This is a genomic window from Avibacterium volantium, from assembly GCF_049366555.1.
Classification (GTDB): Bacteria; Pseudomonadota; Gammaproteobacteria; order Enterobacterales; family Pasteurellaceae; genus Avibacterium; species Avibacterium volantium_A.
The window spans coordinates 67,342-83,652 of sequence record NZ_JBMMGT010000004.1 but is presented as its reverse complement, the minus strand read 5'-3'; the positions used below and the strand labels follow the sequence as shown (position 1 = coordinate 83,652).

The 16,311-nt window shown below is 41.9% G+C and carries 15 protein-coding genes; 6 read left to right on the top strand and 9 right to left on the bottom strand.

The window, feature by feature from the left end; translation table 11 throughout:
- Positions 1 to 106 precede the first annotated feature (106 nt).
- A complete protein-coding gene (locus ACLS0A_RS01945) occupies positions 107 to 274 on the bottom strand; it encodes a YoaH family protein (RefSeq protein ID WP_103852880.1) in 168 nt (55 codons plus the stop codon).
- 78 nt (positions 275 to 352) lie between these two features.
- Here ACLS0A_RS01945 and ACLS0A_RS01940 point away from each other — a divergent pair, with 78 nt between their 5' ends.
- A complete protein-coding gene (locus tag ACLS0A_RS01940) occupies positions 353 to 1,357 on the top strand; it encodes an ornithine carbamoyltransferase (RefSeq protein WP_416082193.1) in 1,005 nt (334 codons plus the stop codon).
- Between the two features lie 53 nt (positions 1,358 to 1,410).
- Here the strand turns inward: ACLS0A_RS01940 and folC are convergent, their stop codons facing one another.
- From folC to truA, 3 genes are all read right to left on the bottom strand, one after another.
- Positions 1,411 to 2,769, bottom strand: a complete 1,359-nt coding sequence (folC, locus tag ACLS0A_RS01935; RefSeq protein WP_416082192.1) for a bifunctional tetrahydrofolate synthase/dihydrofolate synthase — start codon at positions 2,767 to 2,769, stop codon at positions 1,411 to 1,413.
- Complete coding sequence (gene accD, locus ACLS0A_RS01930; RefSeq protein WP_416082191.1) at positions 2,762 to 3,661, bottom strand: acetyl-CoA carboxylase, carboxyltransferase subunit beta; 900 nt, start codon at positions 3,659 to 3,661, stop codon at positions 2,762 to 2,764. The genes folC and accD overlap by 8 nt, the downstream gene beginning before the upstream one ends.
- Positions 3,662 to 3,735: 74 nt before the next feature.
- The gene (gene truA / locus ACLS0A_RS01925) at positions 3,736 to 4,527 is read right to left on the bottom strand and encodes a tRNA pseudouridine(38-40) synthase TruA (protein ID WP_416082190.1); all 792 of its coding nucleotides are present in this window, start codon (positions 4,525 to 4,527) and stop codon (positions 3,736 to 3,738) included.
- A gap of 110 nt (positions 4,528 to 4,637) precedes the next feature.
- Here truA and ACLS0A_RS01920 point away from each other — a divergent pair, with 110 nt between their 5' ends.
- The gene (locus tag ACLS0A_RS01920) at positions 4,638 to 5,480 is read left to right on the top strand and encodes a patatin-like phospholipase family protein (protein WP_416082209.1); all 843 of its coding nucleotides are present in this window, start codon (positions 4,638 to 4,640) and stop codon (positions 5,478 to 5,480) included.
- A gap of 26 nt (positions 5,481 to 5,506) precedes the next feature.
- On the opposite strand, the gene smrB is transcribed toward ACLS0A_RS01920, so the two are convergent.
- Complete coding sequence (gene smrB / locus ACLS0A_RS01915) at positions 5,507 to 6,010, bottom strand: endonuclease SmrB (RefSeq protein WP_416082189.1); 504 nt, start codon at positions 6,008 to 6,010, stop codon at positions 5,507 to 5,509.
- Positions 6,011 to 6,105: 95 nt separating this feature from the next.
- On the opposite strand from smrB, the gene prmB reads away from it, so the two are divergent.
- The gene (gene prmB, locus ACLS0A_RS01910) at positions 6,106 to 7,044 is read left to right on the top strand and encodes a 50S ribosomal protein L3 N(5)-glutamine methyltransferase (protein ID WP_416082188.1); all 939 of its coding nucleotides are present in this window, start codon (positions 6,106 to 6,108) and stop codon (positions 7,042 to 7,044) included.
- A gap of 100 nt (positions 7,045 to 7,144) precedes the next feature.
- On the opposite strand, the gene ACLS0A_RS01905 is transcribed toward prmB, so the two are convergent.
- Together ACLS0A_RS01905 and thiI are read right to left on the bottom strand one after the other, a co-directional pair.
- A complete protein-coding gene (locus ACLS0A_RS01905) occupies positions 7,145 to 8,347 on the bottom strand; it encodes a sodium/glutamate symporter (RefSeq protein ID WP_416082187.1) in 1,203 nt (400 codons plus the stop codon).
- A 172-nt stretch (positions 8,348 to 8,519) separates the two neighbouring features.
- Positions 8,520 to 9,968 (bottom strand): tRNA uracil 4-sulfurtransferase ThiI, encoded by a 1,449-nt coding sequence (thiI, locus tag ACLS0A_RS01900; RefSeq protein WP_416082186.1) that lies wholly within the window; start codon positions 9,966 to 9,968, stop codon positions 8,520 to 8,522.
- A gap of 232 nt (positions 9,969 to 10,200) precedes the next feature.
- Here thiI and xseB point away from each other — a divergent pair, with 232 nt between their 5' ends.
- The 3 genes from xseB to dxs all read left to right on the top strand — a co-directional run bounded on the left by xseB (position 10,201) and on the right by dxs (position 13,300).
- On the top strand, positions 10,201 to 10,449 hold the full coding sequence (gene xseB, locus ACLS0A_RS01895; RefSeq protein ID WP_103852912.1) for an exodeoxyribonuclease VII small subunit: 249 nt from the start codon (positions 10,201 to 10,203) through the stop codon (positions 10,447 to 10,449).
- Positions 10,450 to 10,474: 25 nt separating this feature from the next.
- On the top strand, positions 10,475 to 11,365 hold the full coding sequence (ispA, locus tag ACLS0A_RS01890; protein ID WP_416082185.1) for a (2E,6E)-farnesyl diphosphate synthase: 891 nt from the start codon (positions 10,475 to 10,477) through the stop codon (positions 11,363 to 11,365).
- Positions 11,366 to 11,440: 75 nt separating this feature from the next.
- Complete coding sequence (gene dxs, locus ACLS0A_RS01885) at positions 11,441 to 13,300, top strand: 1-deoxy-D-xylulose-5-phosphate synthase (RefSeq protein ID WP_416082184.1); 1,860 nt, start codon at positions 11,441 to 11,443, stop codon at positions 13,298 to 13,300.
- Positions 13,301 to 13,483: 183 nt separating this feature from the next.
- Here the strand turns inward: dxs and ACLS0A_RS01880 are convergent, their stop codons facing one another.
- Both ACLS0A_RS01880 and ACLS0A_RS01875 read right to left on the bottom strand, forming a co-directional pair.
- Entirely contained in the window at positions 13,484 to 15,427 is a 1,944-nt protein-coding gene (locus tag ACLS0A_RS01880; protein ID WP_416082183.1) for an ABC transporter ATP-binding protein, read from the bottom strand.
- A 120-nt stretch (positions 15,428 to 15,547) separates the two neighbouring features.
- Positions 15,548 to 16,072, bottom strand: coding sequence for a gluconokinase (locus tag ACLS0A_RS01875; protein ID WP_416082182.1), 525 nt, complete (start codon positions 16,070 to 16,072; stop codon positions 15,548 to 15,550).
- Positions 16,073 to 16,311: the final 239 nt, after the last annotated feature.

Genomic DNA, 16,311 nt, shown 5'->3' with positions numbered 1-16,311 from the left:
TAAAATCAAACAGAGATCACAAAATTTCTTTATATATGCGTTGCTTACACAGTTCAGCAAATAAAAAATTACTCCAAAATTTTTAATTTAGGTATGAAATTATTACTTAACGTGAATGATTTTCTGCATTTTGTTGATGTTGTTCACGCAATGCTTTTGCTACCATCGCAATGGCTTCACCACTGCTTACGCCCTGCTCCATTAATGCCTGAATTTTTTCCACTGCCTCTTGCTGTTGTTCGTGGGTTAAACTTAATAATGCTTGATCTAACATATTTTTACCTTTATTCACCGAAAAGAAATCAGTAATATACCAACAAAATTTGCAAACACAACATAAGAGGAAACTATTATGCCTTTCAATTTAAAAAATCGTCATTTACTTAGTCTTGTGCACCACACGCCAGAAGAAATTAAGTTTTTGCTGCAACTTGCCAAAGACTTAAAACGCGCCAAATATGCAGGCACAGAACAGCCTAAATTAAAAGGCAAAAACATCGCCTTAATTTTTGAAAAAACCTCCACCCGCACACGCTGCGCCTTTGAAGTGGCGGCTTATGATCAAGGGGCAAATGTGACCTATATTGATCCAAATTCTTCCCAAATTGGGCATAAAGAAAGTATGAAAGACACCGCTCGCGTACTCGGAAGAATGTATGACGCCATTGAATATCGCGGCTTTAAACAAGCGGTGGTCAATGAGCTAGCTGAATATGCGGGCGTGCCAGTCTTTAACGGCTTAACCGATGAATTCCACCCAACTCAAATGCTAGCAGATGTGCTTACAATGATGGAACATTGCGACAAACCGTTGTCAGAAATTAGCTATGTGTATATTGGTGATGCACGCAATAATATGGGCAATTCATTATTATTAATCGGGGCAAAATTAGGAATGGACGTTCGCATTTGCGCGCCAAAAGCTTTGCAACCAGAAGCGGAATTAGTGGCAATATGTCAAGAATTTGCGCAACAAACAGGGGCAAAAATCACCATTACAGAAGATGTCGATCTTGCTGTAAAAGGCGTTGATTTCGTGCATACAGACGTTTGGGTATCAATGGGCGAACCGCTTGAAAGCTGGGGCGAACGCATTGATTTACTGTTGCCTTATCAAGTAACCCCTGCTCTAATGCAACGCAGCGGCAATCCTAAAGTGAAGTTTATGCACTGCCTGCCTGCTTTCCATAATTGCGAAACCGAAGTCGGCAAAAAAATCGCTGAAAAATACCCGCACTTAGCAAACGGTATTGAAGTCACAGAAGACGTATTTGAATCACCAATGAACATCGCCTTTGACCAAGCAGAAAACCGTATGCACACCATTAAAGCGGTAATGGTGGCGTCTTTAGCATAACAACTTCATTGATATTATAATTGCCACAAAAAATGCCCTTAGTCGGGCATTTTTTATGCTAATAATTCCAACAACAGCCCTACGGTATAAAATGAACCAAAAACTAGCAGGACATCATTTTCTTGCGAATTTTGCACCGCACTTTGTAGCGCTTGCTCCATTGAGGAAGATGAGCTTGCTTTCAGCGTTTTATTTTGTGATAACGCCAGTGCTTGCAGTTCGGCTAACAATTCTTCGCCACGTTGTCCACGATAGCCAGACAAACTAATACAATGCCATTCATCAATCACATCAAGCAGTGGAGAAAGCACGCCTTGGGTATCTTTATCTTTCAAAATACCACAAACCGCCAGAATACGTTGTGTCGGTTGTTTAAGTGCGGTGAGTTTTTCTGCCAAATATTTTGCGGCGTGTGGATTATGCCCTACATCAATAATCACTTGTGGCAAGGCTTTTTCGTTACAATGTAACAATTCGCTTAAACGCTGTCGCTGTACTCTATCCAGCAGTTGGAAACGCCCTGTAAGTTGGACATTTTGCAACGCTTCACGAATATGCTGTTCTGCAATGTTAAACGGCAAATAAGGCAACACCGCTAAAGCGGTGGCAGCATTCGCTAGCGGAATATGTGGAAAAGGCAGATTTTCCAACCGCACTTTTTTGCTTTCATTTTCGCCATTCTGACTGTATTTACTTTGCCATTGCCAGCCTTGAGCGGTTTGGCTGAATGTCCAATCTACCCCACGGCGACTGAGCTGACAATGCAGCTTTTGCGCTTGTTCCAGCATTGTATTCGGCACATCAGGCTCACCAATAATGGCAGGTTTATTCGCTCGGAAAATCCCTGCTTTCTCAAAGGCAATTTGCTCGCGGGTATCACCAAGAAAATCCGTGTGATCAATATCAATGCTGGTAATCACCGCAATATCACTATCCACAATATTGGTGGCATCTAAGCGGCCGCCTAGCCCCACTTCCAAAATCACCACATCAAGCTTAGCCTGTTTAAACAAATACAACGCCGATAAGGTGCTGTATTCAAAATAGGTCAAAGATTGGGTTTTATTCTGCTCAATAAAGGCAAAAGAGGCACTATGTTGCGCATCGGGCAATTCTTGATTTTGAATGCGAACACGTTCGTTATAGCGAATTAAATGAGGCGAAGAATACACGCCCACGCGATAACCCGCATTGAGCAAGATTTGTTCCAACAAACGACAGGTTGTGCCTTTGCCATTTGTCCCACCAACGGTGATCACAAAAGGCGCGGGCTTGAGCAAGTCAAGCTGTTCTGCCACTGATTTAATGCGCTCAAGACCTAAATCGATGGCTTTAAAATGGCTTTGTTCCAAATAAGAAAGCCACTGCGACAAAGGCGAAGTGGCTGTTAAAGAAGATTTAAAATTACTCATTCTCAGGGAGATTTTCTACTAATTCAGCTTGCACAAAAGGAGAAGGCTTATTAGAAAGTTTGCTTAACAAGCTCGCAAGGGTTTCACGCATATCACCGCGTTTTACGATCATATCAATCGCCCCTTTTTCTAATAAGAACTCGCTGCGTTGGAAACCTTCTGGCAGTTTTTCACGCACGGTTTGCTCAATCACGCGTGGGCCAGCAAAGCCAATTAAGGCTTTAGGTTCAGCAATATTAATATCGCCAAGCATTGCAAAACTTGCCGAAACCCCACCAAGGGTTGGATCGGTTAGCACGGAAATAAAGGGTATGCCTTTTTCACGCATTCTTGCCAAAACTGCACTGGTTTTTGCCATTTGCATTAACGAAATCAATGCTTCTTGCATACGCGCGCCACCACTGGCTGAAAAACAGACAAAAGGACTATTGTCTTCAATGGCTTTTTCCGCTGCTTTAACAAATTTTGCCCCGACTACAGCGCCCATTGAACCGCCCATAAAACTAAAGTTAGACGCTGCAGCAACCACAGGCATTCCATATAATGTACCTGCCATTGCGATTAACGCATCTTTTTCGCCCGTTTCTTTTTGCGCTGCGGTTAAACGATCTTTATATTTTTTTAAGTCTTTGAATTTTAAGATGTCTTTTGGCTCAAGATCTGCGGCAATTTCCACCGCACTTTCTTTATCTAATAAAGCCAATAAACGTGTACGCGCATCAATACGCATATGGTGTCCGCATTTTGGACAAACTTCTAAATTACGCGTTAATTCATCACGATATAATACTTGTCCGCAAGAAGTACATTTTGTCCAAACGCCTTCTGGCACGTTGGCCTTGCGTGTGTTTGATGCCGTATTCTTACTAAAAATTCGATCAATCCAGCTCATTTTAACCCTTTCTTATTCATAAAAAATTCTGCTTATTACACCATAATTTGCACTAAGATTCTAGCTTTTAAACGCTATAACTGATCGGACAAATAAAGTGGCCCAAGTGCATTTTGCGGAATGGCAAATTGTTCAGGATAATGCACTTGCACTAAATAAAGCCCTTCTGGTTTGGCGGTGGGCGCAGCCAACTTACGATCTTTTTGCGCGAGCAGCCAGCTTATCCACTCCACAGGTTGACGCCCTGCCCCCACTTCCATTAAGCTGCCTACAATATTTCGCACCATATGATGAACAAAGGCATTGGCTTTAATATCTACAATAATGTATTTTCCTTGTCTAATCACGTTCAAATGATGCACATTTCGCCACGGTGTATTGGATTGACATTGTGCCGCACGAAAAGAAGAAAAATCATTTTCCCCCAATAACGCCTGCCCTGCTTGGTGCATTAATGCGTGATCTAACGGCTGATGATAATGAGTAACCCCTTCTGGCAAAATCGCCGAGCGCAATTTATTGTTATAAATTACATAGCGGTAACGGCGCGCAGTAGCGCTAAAGCGCGCGTGAAAATCCTCATCAACCTGCTTTGCCCAAGATACTGCAATATCATCGGGCAAATTGGCATTTACCCCAAAACTCCACGCCGTTTCTGCACGAATAGCACTGGTTTCAAAATGCACCACCTGCCCTGTTGCGTGTACGCCAGAATCCGTCCGCCCAGCGCAGAAAATTTGACAGTCTTCATTCGCCACAAAAGAAATGGCTTTTTCCAACCGCTCTTGCACGCTGGCAACACTCTCCTGCCGTTGCCAACCAAAATAATTCTTGCCGTTATATTCAACACCTAGGGCAATTTTCATTTTTCTATCCTAATTTCATCTAATGGGCTGGCATTATAAAGTAAATTTATTGCTTGATGAACCCTAACCAAGTGTTATCATCTAGCCTTTGAATTTCAAAGGGCGTGATGATGAAAGTTGGATTAGTGTTAGAAGGTGGCGCAATGCGCGGAATGTTCACCGCTGGCGTGCTTGATGTATTTCTTAAAGAAAATGTGCATATTGACGGCATTGTGAGCGTGTCGGCTGGTGCGCTATTTGGTGTGAATTATCCTTCTAAACAAGCAGGGCGTGTCATTCGTTATAACCTAAAATACTTGAATGATAAGCGCTATCTCGGCTTTACTAGCCTATTTACCACGGGCAATATTGTGAATAAAGATTTCGCTTTTTATCAAGTGCCGTTCACCCTTGATCCCTTTGATAACGAAACGTTCAAACAAGCCAATACAGATTTCTACACCACGCTCACCAATATTGAAACGGGGGAAGCAGAATATGTAAAAATCACCGATCCTTTTGCCCAGATGGAAACCTTACGTGCCACTTCCGCAATGCCTTTTGTTTCGCAATATGTTGAAATTAATGGTAAAAAATATTTAGATGGCGGAATTGCCGACAGTATTCCATTGGATTTTTGTCAACACTTAGGTTACGAAAAAATTATCGTTATTTTGACCCGCACTTTAGATTATCGCAAAAAACCGTCAGCAAAATGGCTGATTAATTGGTTCTACCGCAAATATCCCCGCCTTGCCGAAAAGCTTATTCAACGAGCGGAAGACTATAATCAACAAATCGAGAAAATTATTAAGCTAGAACAGGAAGGAAAAATTTTCGTCATTCGCCCACCGCAAGATCTGCATATCAAACGTATTGAAAAAGATCCGCGAAAAATTCAGGCGATGTATGTATTAGGGATAAATGAAGCAGAAAAACAAATGGATAATCTTAGACATTATCTTGAAAAATAAAAAACAGCGTCCTTACAACAAGAACGCTACACCTCAAGCAAAATTAAAATTGCTGCTTCCCCGCCCCATTCTTTTGGCGCTTGGTGTAAGGCTCGAACACGGGGGTGCTGCACAAGCCAACGAGGGATTTGACGTTTCAACGTATAAGTTCCATAGCCTGTCATAATGCTTGCACAATAGATATGCTCTTTTTCACAAGCTTGAATTAGCGCCGCTAGCTCCAATTTCGCTTTCTCTCGGGTTAAACCGTGCAAATCCAAAAATAGCTCTGGAGAAAAATCACCACGGCGTAATTGCTTAAGCAGATAGGAATCCTCCCCCTCGCGCAAATATTTCACCGCCCCCTCTTCATTCAACAAAGGCTCATATTCGTCAGAAAAAAAGAACAAGGTATCTTCCCTTTCACGTTGTTCACGCTGCTCTTGTTTTTGTTTATTTTTTCTATAACCTGGCACAAATTCATTTTGCTTTAAAGGCGTAGCCCCTCGCACCGCATCACGAAACAATGCCATATCTTCATCGTTTAGCATATTTATTATTACTGTAAATTTAAAATAAGTTTAATCATAACATAATATTATGCTATAAATAGCCACAATTTTATCCTTGAAACTGGAAACAACCTATGACCACATTTAACCAAGAACTCATTCAGCAAATTCTCGCGGACAACGTTCCTGATTCGCTTTACACCCTAAAAGATTTTTTGCGCTGGACATACAGCACTTTTAATCGCTCTGATTTATATTACGGACACGGTTATGACAACGCTTGGGACGAAGCGCAACAACTCGTATTAACCGCATTACAACTCCCGCCCGATTTACCCAGTGAGCTTTATGATAGCCGTTTAACACAAAGCGAAAAAGCAAGTTTATTGGAACTCATTTTGGCACGCATTGAACAACGCATTCCCGTGGCATATTTAACCAATCGTGCGTGGTTTTGTGGATTGGAGTTTTATGTCGATGAGCGAGTGATCGTGCCTCGCTCCCCCATTGGTGCCTTAATTGAAGACCGCTTTGCGGGACTGCTCACCAAAGCACCACAACGAATTTTAGATATGTGTACAGGCAGTGGCTGTATTGCAATTGCCTGTGCGACTCAATTCCCAAATGCCGAGGTTGATGCCATTGATCTCTCTACCGATGCTTTAGATGTGGCAGAAATCAATATTATGCACCACAACCTAAGTGATCGTGTATTCCCAATTCAATCGGATCTATTTAACAATCTTCCCCAAGATAAATACGATCTTATCGTGACCAATCCTCCTTATGTGGATAAAGAAGACCTTGACGATATGCCAGAAGAATACCACCACGAGCCAGAAATGGCATTAGGTTCTGGCGTTGATGGACTCGAAATAACCAAACGAATCTTAAAAGCTGCACCGGATTATTTAGCCGATGATGGGGTATTAGTCTGCGAAGTAGGAAACAGTATGATCCACCTAATAGAACAATTCCCTAACGCCCCATTCCAGTGGCTAGAACTGAAAAACGGGGGATTAGGTGTTTTTGCATTAACCAAAAAACAACTGGTTGAATTAAATCGTTCTTGATTATCTCCAAAATAAGTGCGGTGGAAAAATTTCTATTTTTTCCACCGCACTAACAACTTATCCTAGATCAAAAATTTTAAGTTACCATACCCAATCACCTCTATGCGGCGATATTAAGGAAAAAAGTAATAATTAAGGCATTGCTAATATTACTAATAAAGCCACCGATTAACGGAACAACAAAGAAAGCGATCTTCGAATAGCGATAGCGGGCGCAAACCGCAGTCATTGTTGCCATTGAAACAGGAACAGCCCCTAATCCAAAGCCGGAATGTCCAGTGGCTATCACTGCTGAATCATAATTTTTACCGCATAATCTAAACGTAATGAAAACGCAAAATACATAGCACAATAAGACTTGCAAAACCAAGATAATAATTAATGGTATCGCCAAATCGGCAAGTTTCCATAATTGCATCGTAATAATCACCACTGAAACGAAAATGGCAAGGGAAATTTCCCCAATAATGCCAATGGTTTCATACAAGGCTTGGTTGTCGCGCTTTCTCGTATCCAAAATTAAACGTAGAACTACCCCACCCAACATACTCATTACGTGAATAGGAATGTTCACTTTAGGAAAGGCAACTTGCATTAGGTAAAAGAGCGTTTGCCCAATACCACAAGCCAAAAGCAATAAAAATGCGGCTTGGCTTGAACGGCGGTAACTAATTTTGGCAAGAATACCATTATCTTCACGCTCAATAACCTGCCCATTTTCTACTTGATGTTCTAGATGGTATTTTTTTATCAAACCTCTGCCTAATGGCCCACCAAGCATACAGCCCGCCACCAAACCAAAGGTTGCTGCGGCAATTGCAACTTCCATTGCGCCAACCGCACCTTGCTGCTCTGCTAACGGCGCGAACGCAGCAGCATTACCATGCCCACCCGTTAATGGAATAGAGCCTGCCATTAATGCAGTTAATGGGTTCATATCCAACAATGTTCCAACACCGAGAGCTAAAACATTTTGCAAAATCGCCAATACAGCGGCTAATGCACTGAAAATAAGGACTAATTTTCCCCCTTTCTTTAATAGTGCAAAACTTGCGGCAAACCCCATTGCGGCAAAAAACACATTATAGAAAAATGTATTAATCGTTTTATAGTCAAACTGAAAGGAAATTAAATCTAGACTGTGGCTTAACGTTGTTAGTAACGCAAAAATCACACCACCAATAACAGGAGAAGGAATACAATATTTTTTCCAGATTGGAAATTGCTGACGAATAAATTCCCCAACATAAATTGCTACTACGGCAAGCGCTAAGGTTTGAAACATCCCTACTTTTATTAACATAAATACCCTCCTTATTTTCATTTTTAACATATATTTAACATTTATATCCTAGCCAAATATAACCTGAACACAAGAATGGATATAAAAAAATGTGAAGTAGCGCAAAGTTTTCCAAATAAAAATGCACCATTCTTCAATGGTGCATTCTTATTTATCGCCTATCTACTGACAACTATTTTCTAAATACTCTCACATTCCCAAACCCATTTTCTTTTAAATAAAGGGCTTGGAGTTTGCTCATTACGCCGCGTTCGCAGTAAAGGACGTAATTTTTGCTTTGGTCTAATTCTGGAAATAAAGTAGAAAGTTTATAGAATGGGATTAAACGCACTTCCTGCCCTGCCAGTTCTAATGGGTTTTCGTCTGTTTCTTCGGGGCTACGAATGTCGATTACGATGTCGTTTTCGCCTAATACGGAAATGGTGTCCACTTCCACCACTTCTTTTTCCGTTTGTTCTGCAATTTGGCGAATACCTAAATATTGCGCATTTTGCACCGCACTTTCTAATACGCTGAAATCAAAATGATTTTCTTCGCTAAGAATTTTTTCTCGCACCGCTTTAACCGTTGGATTTTTTGAAATCACGCCACAAAATTCCGGCATTGATTTCGCAATATCGTCTGTGCCAATTTCTTTTGCCATTGCGATAATTTGTTCTTTATCGTGGGTGATAAGCGGACGTAACACAAGAGCATCGGCGGCCTCATCAATTAGGCGCAAATTGGTGAGGGTTTGGCTGGAAACTTGACCTAGCGCTTCGCCCGTAACAATGGCTTGAATGCCAAAACGTTCTGCCACTTTGCTTGCAGCGCGCACCATCATTCGCTTTAACACCACACCCATTTGGCCGTTGTCGATTTTCTCTAAAATCTCTGCCACCACAGGCTCAAAATTAATCGCCACAAAACGTACTTTATGCGAGCCACTAAAGCGATTCCAAATATGATACGCCATTTGTTTTACGCCGATTTCGTGTGCCGCACCGCCCAGATTAAAGAAGCAATAATGCACGCGCGAGCCACGGCGAATCAGCATATAACTGGATACGCCCGAATCAAAGCCGCCCGAGATAAGCGAAAGCACATCTTCTTGCGTGCCAATAGGATAACCGCCCAGTCCTGTATGACGGGCTTTCACCAGCATCATTTTGTCGTCTTCAATATCAATGCGAACAGTAACATCAGGTTTGCTGAGCTTCACTTTCGCACTGGCGATATGTTGATTTAAGCCACCGCCGACATAGCGTTCCACATCAAGGGAAGAAAAATCGTGCTTGCCTTTGCGTTTTACACGCACACAAAAGGTTTTGTTTTCAAGGAGATGAGCTACATCTTGCAAGGTTTGCTGGAAAATATCTTGCACGCTGTTGAACGGTTTTTCTTCCACTTCAAGAAAATGATGAATGCCGGGGATTCGTCCTAATAATTCAATTAATAAGGCACGATTTTCCGCATTTTTTGACCGCACTTCGATATAATCCCAGTGCTTCACCACGGCCACCGTGTCATCATATTTATTCAAAATATTGCGAATATTCCCTGTCAAAATTTTAATAAAGCGTTTACGCACGCTTTCACTTTTAATCATAATTTCAGGGAAAAGTTTAATAATAAATTTCATTGGAATACTTCTGTTTTAAGCAAAAAAATTGGGCGGTATTGTACAACATCTTTTACAAATCCCCAATTTTTCTCGTCCGCTGCTCTCGCCTGTTTTGGGGCTGAGCAAAGGAAACAAAAGTGCGGTGCTTTTTTCTGAGATTTTTTGCGCAACAATCTTGCTATAGGCTTTAACAAGTCCATAAAAATACAGTACAATGTGGCATTTATTTAGCTTGAATTTAGGAAAAACAATGGCACGCAAACCTACCACAGACGAAAACAGCTTAGATTTTGAAACCACCTTAACTCAATTAGAAAGCATTGTTGCTCGTTTAGAAAGTGGCGAATTGCCTTTAGAACAGGCGTTAAAGGATTTTGAAAGCGGAATTAAGCTAGCCCAATTAGGTCAAGCGCGTTTACAACAAGCGGAACAGCGCATTCAAATTTTGCTTTCTAAAAGCGATAAAGCAGAATTAAGCGACTATCAAAACAACGAATAAGCAACCCAATAACTAAGCCACTGCTATGTACCAATTTGCACAGGATTTACAACAATTTCAACAGCGGATTAATCAATTTCTCAAGCACCAATTTGAGCAAATTGACACGCAACCCTCTCCCCTTGCGGAAGCGATGAAATATGCGCTTTTATTGGGTGGAAAGCGTGTTCGTCCGTTTTTGGTTTATGCCACAGGCAGAATGTTAGGGGCAGAACTCGTGCATTTGGATTATGCCGCCGCAGGCATTGAAGCAATTCACGCTTATTCTTTAGTTCACGATGATTTGCCTGCAATGGATAACGATGCATTGCGCCGTGGACACCCAACTTGTCATATTGCCTTTGATGAAGCCACCGCCATTCTGGCAGGTGATGCGTTACAAGCCTTTGCGTTTGAATTACTGAGCCAAACGCCAAATTTATCTGCCGAACAACGCCTTGCTTTGGTGGCGGAATTGGCAAAAGCCTCTGGTGTGCAAGGAATGTGTTTAGGGCAAAGCCTTGATTTGCAAGCTGAGCATCAACAAGTCAGCCTAACGGAATTAGAAAGAATTCATCGCAACAAAACGGGCGCGTTGCTACGCTGTGCATTAAAAATGGGCTTTCTTTGTTCACCGCATTTTGCCGACAAACAACTTTGCCAACAGTTTGAACGCTATGCCGATGCCATTGGGCTGGCGTTCCAAGTGCAAGATGATATTTTAGATATTGAAGGCGAAAGCGATGTGATTGGTAAAACCGTGGGGGCGGATTTAGCTGCAGATAAAAGCACTTACCCGAAATTACTCGGCTTGCAAGGGGCGAAAGAAAAAGCGCAAGAACTTCATCAACAAGCCCTTGATGCTTTGGCCAAATTACCTTTTGATAGCTCGCCATTAAAGGCATTGAGCGAGTTTATTGTAACAAGAAAAAATTAATATATTGGACACCGCCTAAGCCTTGTATTATTAAAGTGCGGTCGAAATTTAACCCTTTTTTGGATTTGATTAACAATGGAAAAATATCCTCTTTTATCACTGATTAATTCACCGGACGATTTGCGTCTTTTAAATAAAGATCAACTTCCCCAACTTTGTAATGAATTACGCGGATATTTGTTGGAAAGTGTTAGTCAAAGTAGCGGCCATTTGGCTTCTGGTTTAGGCACGGTAGAACTCACCGTTGCCTTGCATTATGTGTTCAACACGCCATTCGATCAGCTCATTTGGGACGTGGGGCATCAAGCCTATCCGCATAAAATTCTCACTGGACGCCGTGATAAAATGTCCACCATTCGCCAAAAAGACGGGCTTCACCCTTTCCCTTGGCGTGATGAAAGTGAATTTGATGTACTAAGTGTGGGACATTCTTCCACTTCGATTAGTGCTGGGCTTGGCATTGCCGTAGCAGCAGAAAAAGAGAACGCAGGGCGCAAAACGGTTTGTGTCATTGGCGATGGCGCAATTACCGCGGGAATGGCCTTTGAAGCGCTCAATCACGCTGGCGCATTGCACACCGATATGTTGGTAATTCTCAATGATAACGAAATGTCCATTTCAGAAAATGTGGGCGCGCTGAACAACTATCTTGCCCGCTTGTTTTCTGGTTCTTTCTATTCCACCTTGCGCGAGGGCGGCAAAAAAATTCTCTCTGGCGTGCCACCGATTAAAGAATTTGTGAAAAAGACAGAAGAACACGTTAAAGGCTTCGTTTCACCGATTGGCACAATGTTTGAAGAGCTAGGCTTTAACTATATCGGCCCAATTGATGGTCATAATGTGGACGAGTTAATTAGCACGTTGAAAAATATGAGCAGTCTGAAAGGGCCGCAATTCTTGCATATTAAAACCAAAAAAGGCAAAGGCTACGCCCCTGCGGAACAAGATCCAATCGGCTTCCACGGTGTGCCGAAATTCGATCCCACAAGCGGAAAATTACCAAAATCCACCACCCCAACATATTCACAAATTTTTGGTAACTGGCTATGTGAAATGGCAGAGCAAGATCCGAAATTAATCGGAATCACCCCTGCGATGCGTGAAGGTTCAGGAATGGTTGAATTTTCCAACCGCTTTCCACAACAATATTTTGATGTTGCCATTGCCGAACAGCACGCCGTTACCTTTGCTGCGGGATTAGCCATTGCGGGGTTCAAGCCTGTGGTTGCCATTTATTCCACTTTTTTACAGCGTGCCTATGATCAAGTTATCCACGATGTTGCCATTCAAAATCTGCCTGTATTATTTGCTATTGACCGGGCTGGTATTGTTGGCGCAGACGGCCAAACTCACCAAGGCGCATTCGACATTAGCTTTATGCGTTGTATCCCAAATCTTGTGATTATGACGCCAAGTGATGAAAATGAATGCCGTCAAATGCTTTACACAGGATACCAATGTGGTAAACCTGCGGCAGTGCGTTACCCGCGTGGCAATGCTATTGGTGTTAAACTTGAACCATTAGCAATATTACCACTTGGCAAGGGTAAAATCGTGCGCCAAGGGAAAAATATTGCTATTTTAAACTTTGGTACCTTGTTAGCCAATGCGAAAACGGTCGCAGAAAACTTAAATGCCACCTTAGTGGATATGCGATTTGTCAAGCCCATTGATGAGGCATTAATTTTACAACTTGCAGAAAACCATTCGTTATTGGTAACACTGGAAGAAAACGCCATTCAAGGCGGTGCTGGCAGTGCCGTGGCAGAAGTGCTAAATTCTCAGCAAAAAAGCACCGCACTTTTACAATTAGGCTTGCCAGATTTCTTCATTCCACAAGGCACACAACAAGAAATTTTGGCAGATTTAAAACTAGACGCACAGGGTATTGAAGAGCAAATCACTACTTTTTTGCAAAAAAGTAAAAAAATTTAAAATTTTTGTGAACTATTTCCTGCCTCGCTAGTCTTAGTAAATGCTAGTGCACTGCAAATTGCAGTTGTCTTTTTCAAACTAATTTCTTATTTAAGACCTCTCCGCCACTTGTTTTTAATGTGGCGGTTTTTTTATGGATAAAATTTGCTAAAAAACCACCTCACTTATCTTTATAGCAAGTTATCAACTTGCCATATTTTTCTTTTCTTCCAATTCTTCCCAACGGGCAAAAGCTTGTTCTAACGCTTGTTCCGCATCGGCAAGCTGTTGTAGTTTGTCCGCCGTATATTGATGATCTTGCTGAAAGAAATTCGGATCAGACACTTCCGCTTGAAGTGCGGTGATTTTTTCTTCCAAATCTTCCAATTTTTGTGGCAATTGCTCTAGCTCTCGTTGCTCATTGTAAGAAAGTTTCACCGGGCGATTTTTCACCGGTTTGTGAGAAACTTTGTTGATTTCCACCGCACTTTCCGCTTGTTTTTCTTTCGCCTTTTTCTCTTTGGCCTGTTCCGCTTCTTTCAAAGCAAACACATTGGCTTGTTGCTGTTTCGCATCGTGGAAACCGCCCACATATTTATTGATCACGCCATTGCCTTCGAAGATATAGCATTCAGTCGCCGTGTTATCAATAAATTGACGATCGTGGCTCACAATCAGCAACGTGCCTTGATAATCTGCCAGCAATTCTTCCAATAATTCTAAGGTTTCCACATCAAGATCATTGGTCGGTTCGTCCAAAATCAACAAATTATTGGGTTTGAGCAATAATTTTGCCAATAATAAGCGGTTACGCTCGCCGCCAGAAAGGGCTTTGACTGGCACCATTGCGCGCTTAGGTGGAAATAAGAAATCTTGCAAATAGCCTAAAACGTGGCGTTTCACGCCATTGACTTCAATATCCTGCTTACCGTCCGCCACGTTATCCATCACGCTTTTTTCAGGATCGAGATCGGCACGATATTGATCGAAATAAGCAATTTCTAATTTTGTACCGCATTTAATACGCCCTGACGTAGGCTGAATTTCGCCTAAAAGCAATTTAATCAAGGTGGTTTTGCCGATCCCATTTGCCCCAACTAAGGCAATTTTATCACCACGCAAAATGGTGGTTGAAAAATGCGAAATCAGTTTTTTCCCTGCAATTTCATAGCTTACATCTTCCACTTCAAAGACGATTTTGCCTGAACGGGTGGAATTATCCACTTGCAACTTGGCGCTACCCTGCACATCTCTACGCTGACGGCGTTCTTCACGCAAGGCTTTCAAGGCACGCACTCGCCCTTCATTACGGGTTCTCCGCGCTTTGATCCCTTGGCGAATCCACACTTCTTCTTGCGCTAATTTTTTATCGAACAGCTCGTTTTGTAGGGCTTCCACACGCAAATTTTCTTCTTTTTCAATGAGATATTTCGCATAATCACCGGGGTAAGACACCAATTTGCCCCGATCAAGATCGACGATACGAGTGGCCATTTTGCTGATAAAAGCACGGTCGTGAGAAATAAAGATGATCGAACCTGCAAAACTCAGCAGGAAATTTTCTAGCCATTCAATGGCATCAACATCAAGGTGGTTAGTGGGTTCATCAAGCAACAACACGTCTGGATCGCACACCAAAGCGCGCGCCAATGCCGCCTTACGCAACCAGCCGCCTGATAAATCCGCTAACCGCATATTTGGCTCAAGCCCTAATTTCATTAGAGTTTCACGGATTTTATTTTCAAACCGCCAACCATCAGCGTGTTCAAGTTGGGCTTGAATTTCCGCCAAACGATTTAGCGTGCTTTCGCTATATTCTTGCTCTAGCAAATCCGAAGTGCGGTGATATTCTTTCAATAAATCGGCCAAATGGGCAATGCCTTCCGCCACATAGTCAAACACATTGCCTTGCGCATTGCGTGGGGGATCTTGTTCAAGGCGAGAGATCACCAGATCACGCTCAAATTGCAGGCGACCATCGTCCATTACCATTTCGCCCGCCAAAATTTTCATTAAGGTAGATTTACCTACCCCATTACGCCCTACTAAGCAAACACGCTCGCCGGCTTCAATGTATAAATCCGTGTGATCTAATAAGGGGTGATCACTAAAAGAAAGATAACTGTCAGTTAAACTAATTAACGCCACACTCTGTCCTTATCTCAAAAAAATTTTGTAGATTTTAACAGGTTTATGAAAGGGTTTATAGAAGGATAAAAAAGAGAAATCCCCTATTGATTAGCAAATTTCTTTCTATTTTTCTGTGTTCTAGTTTAAAAACGGTTTTAACGCCACCACACAACGTTCTACCACCTCGTCAAATGTCCCATCAATATCAATATGAATAACATCTGGCTCATCAGCTTGTGGGGTTTCTAAGGTATCGAATTGGCTTTTGAGCATTTCTGTTTTCATATAATGCCCTTTGCGATTTTTCATTCGCTCTAGCACTAAATCAAAGCTACCTTCTAAAAACAGGAATTTCACGCTTTCGTTGCCATCGCGAATTTGATCGCGGTATTTTTTCTTCAATGCAGAACAAACAATAATCCCTTGTTCGCTTTTTTGTTCTAGACTGAATGCCGCATCACGGATACGCTCAAGCCAAGGGGCGCGATCTTCATCATTAAGTGGCTGCCCATTGCCCATTTTAATGATATTAGCTCTCGGGTGGAGATCGTCCCCATCAATTAATTTTAACCCTAAACGGCGACAAACCTCCGTACCTACCGAAGTTTTTCCTGTGCTAGAAACGCCCATTAAGATAAAACTTTTGCCTTTTGTTTTTTCCATTTTCTTTTCCTTACCGCTAAATTTTATTTCTACTGCACTAACCATAACAAAAAATTGCTGATTTTAGTTACTGGTAACATTTCATTTTGTGATCATCCTCACAAATTTTTAACAAAAATCGCTATTTTCGCCCTAATAATTTGAACTTTGGTTAGAATTTCCCTAATAATATGCCTATCTATTTTACCTTGCTAGTTAATTTTAATGTTACGGGTAAATTAGCAATCCGTTCTTGGTCG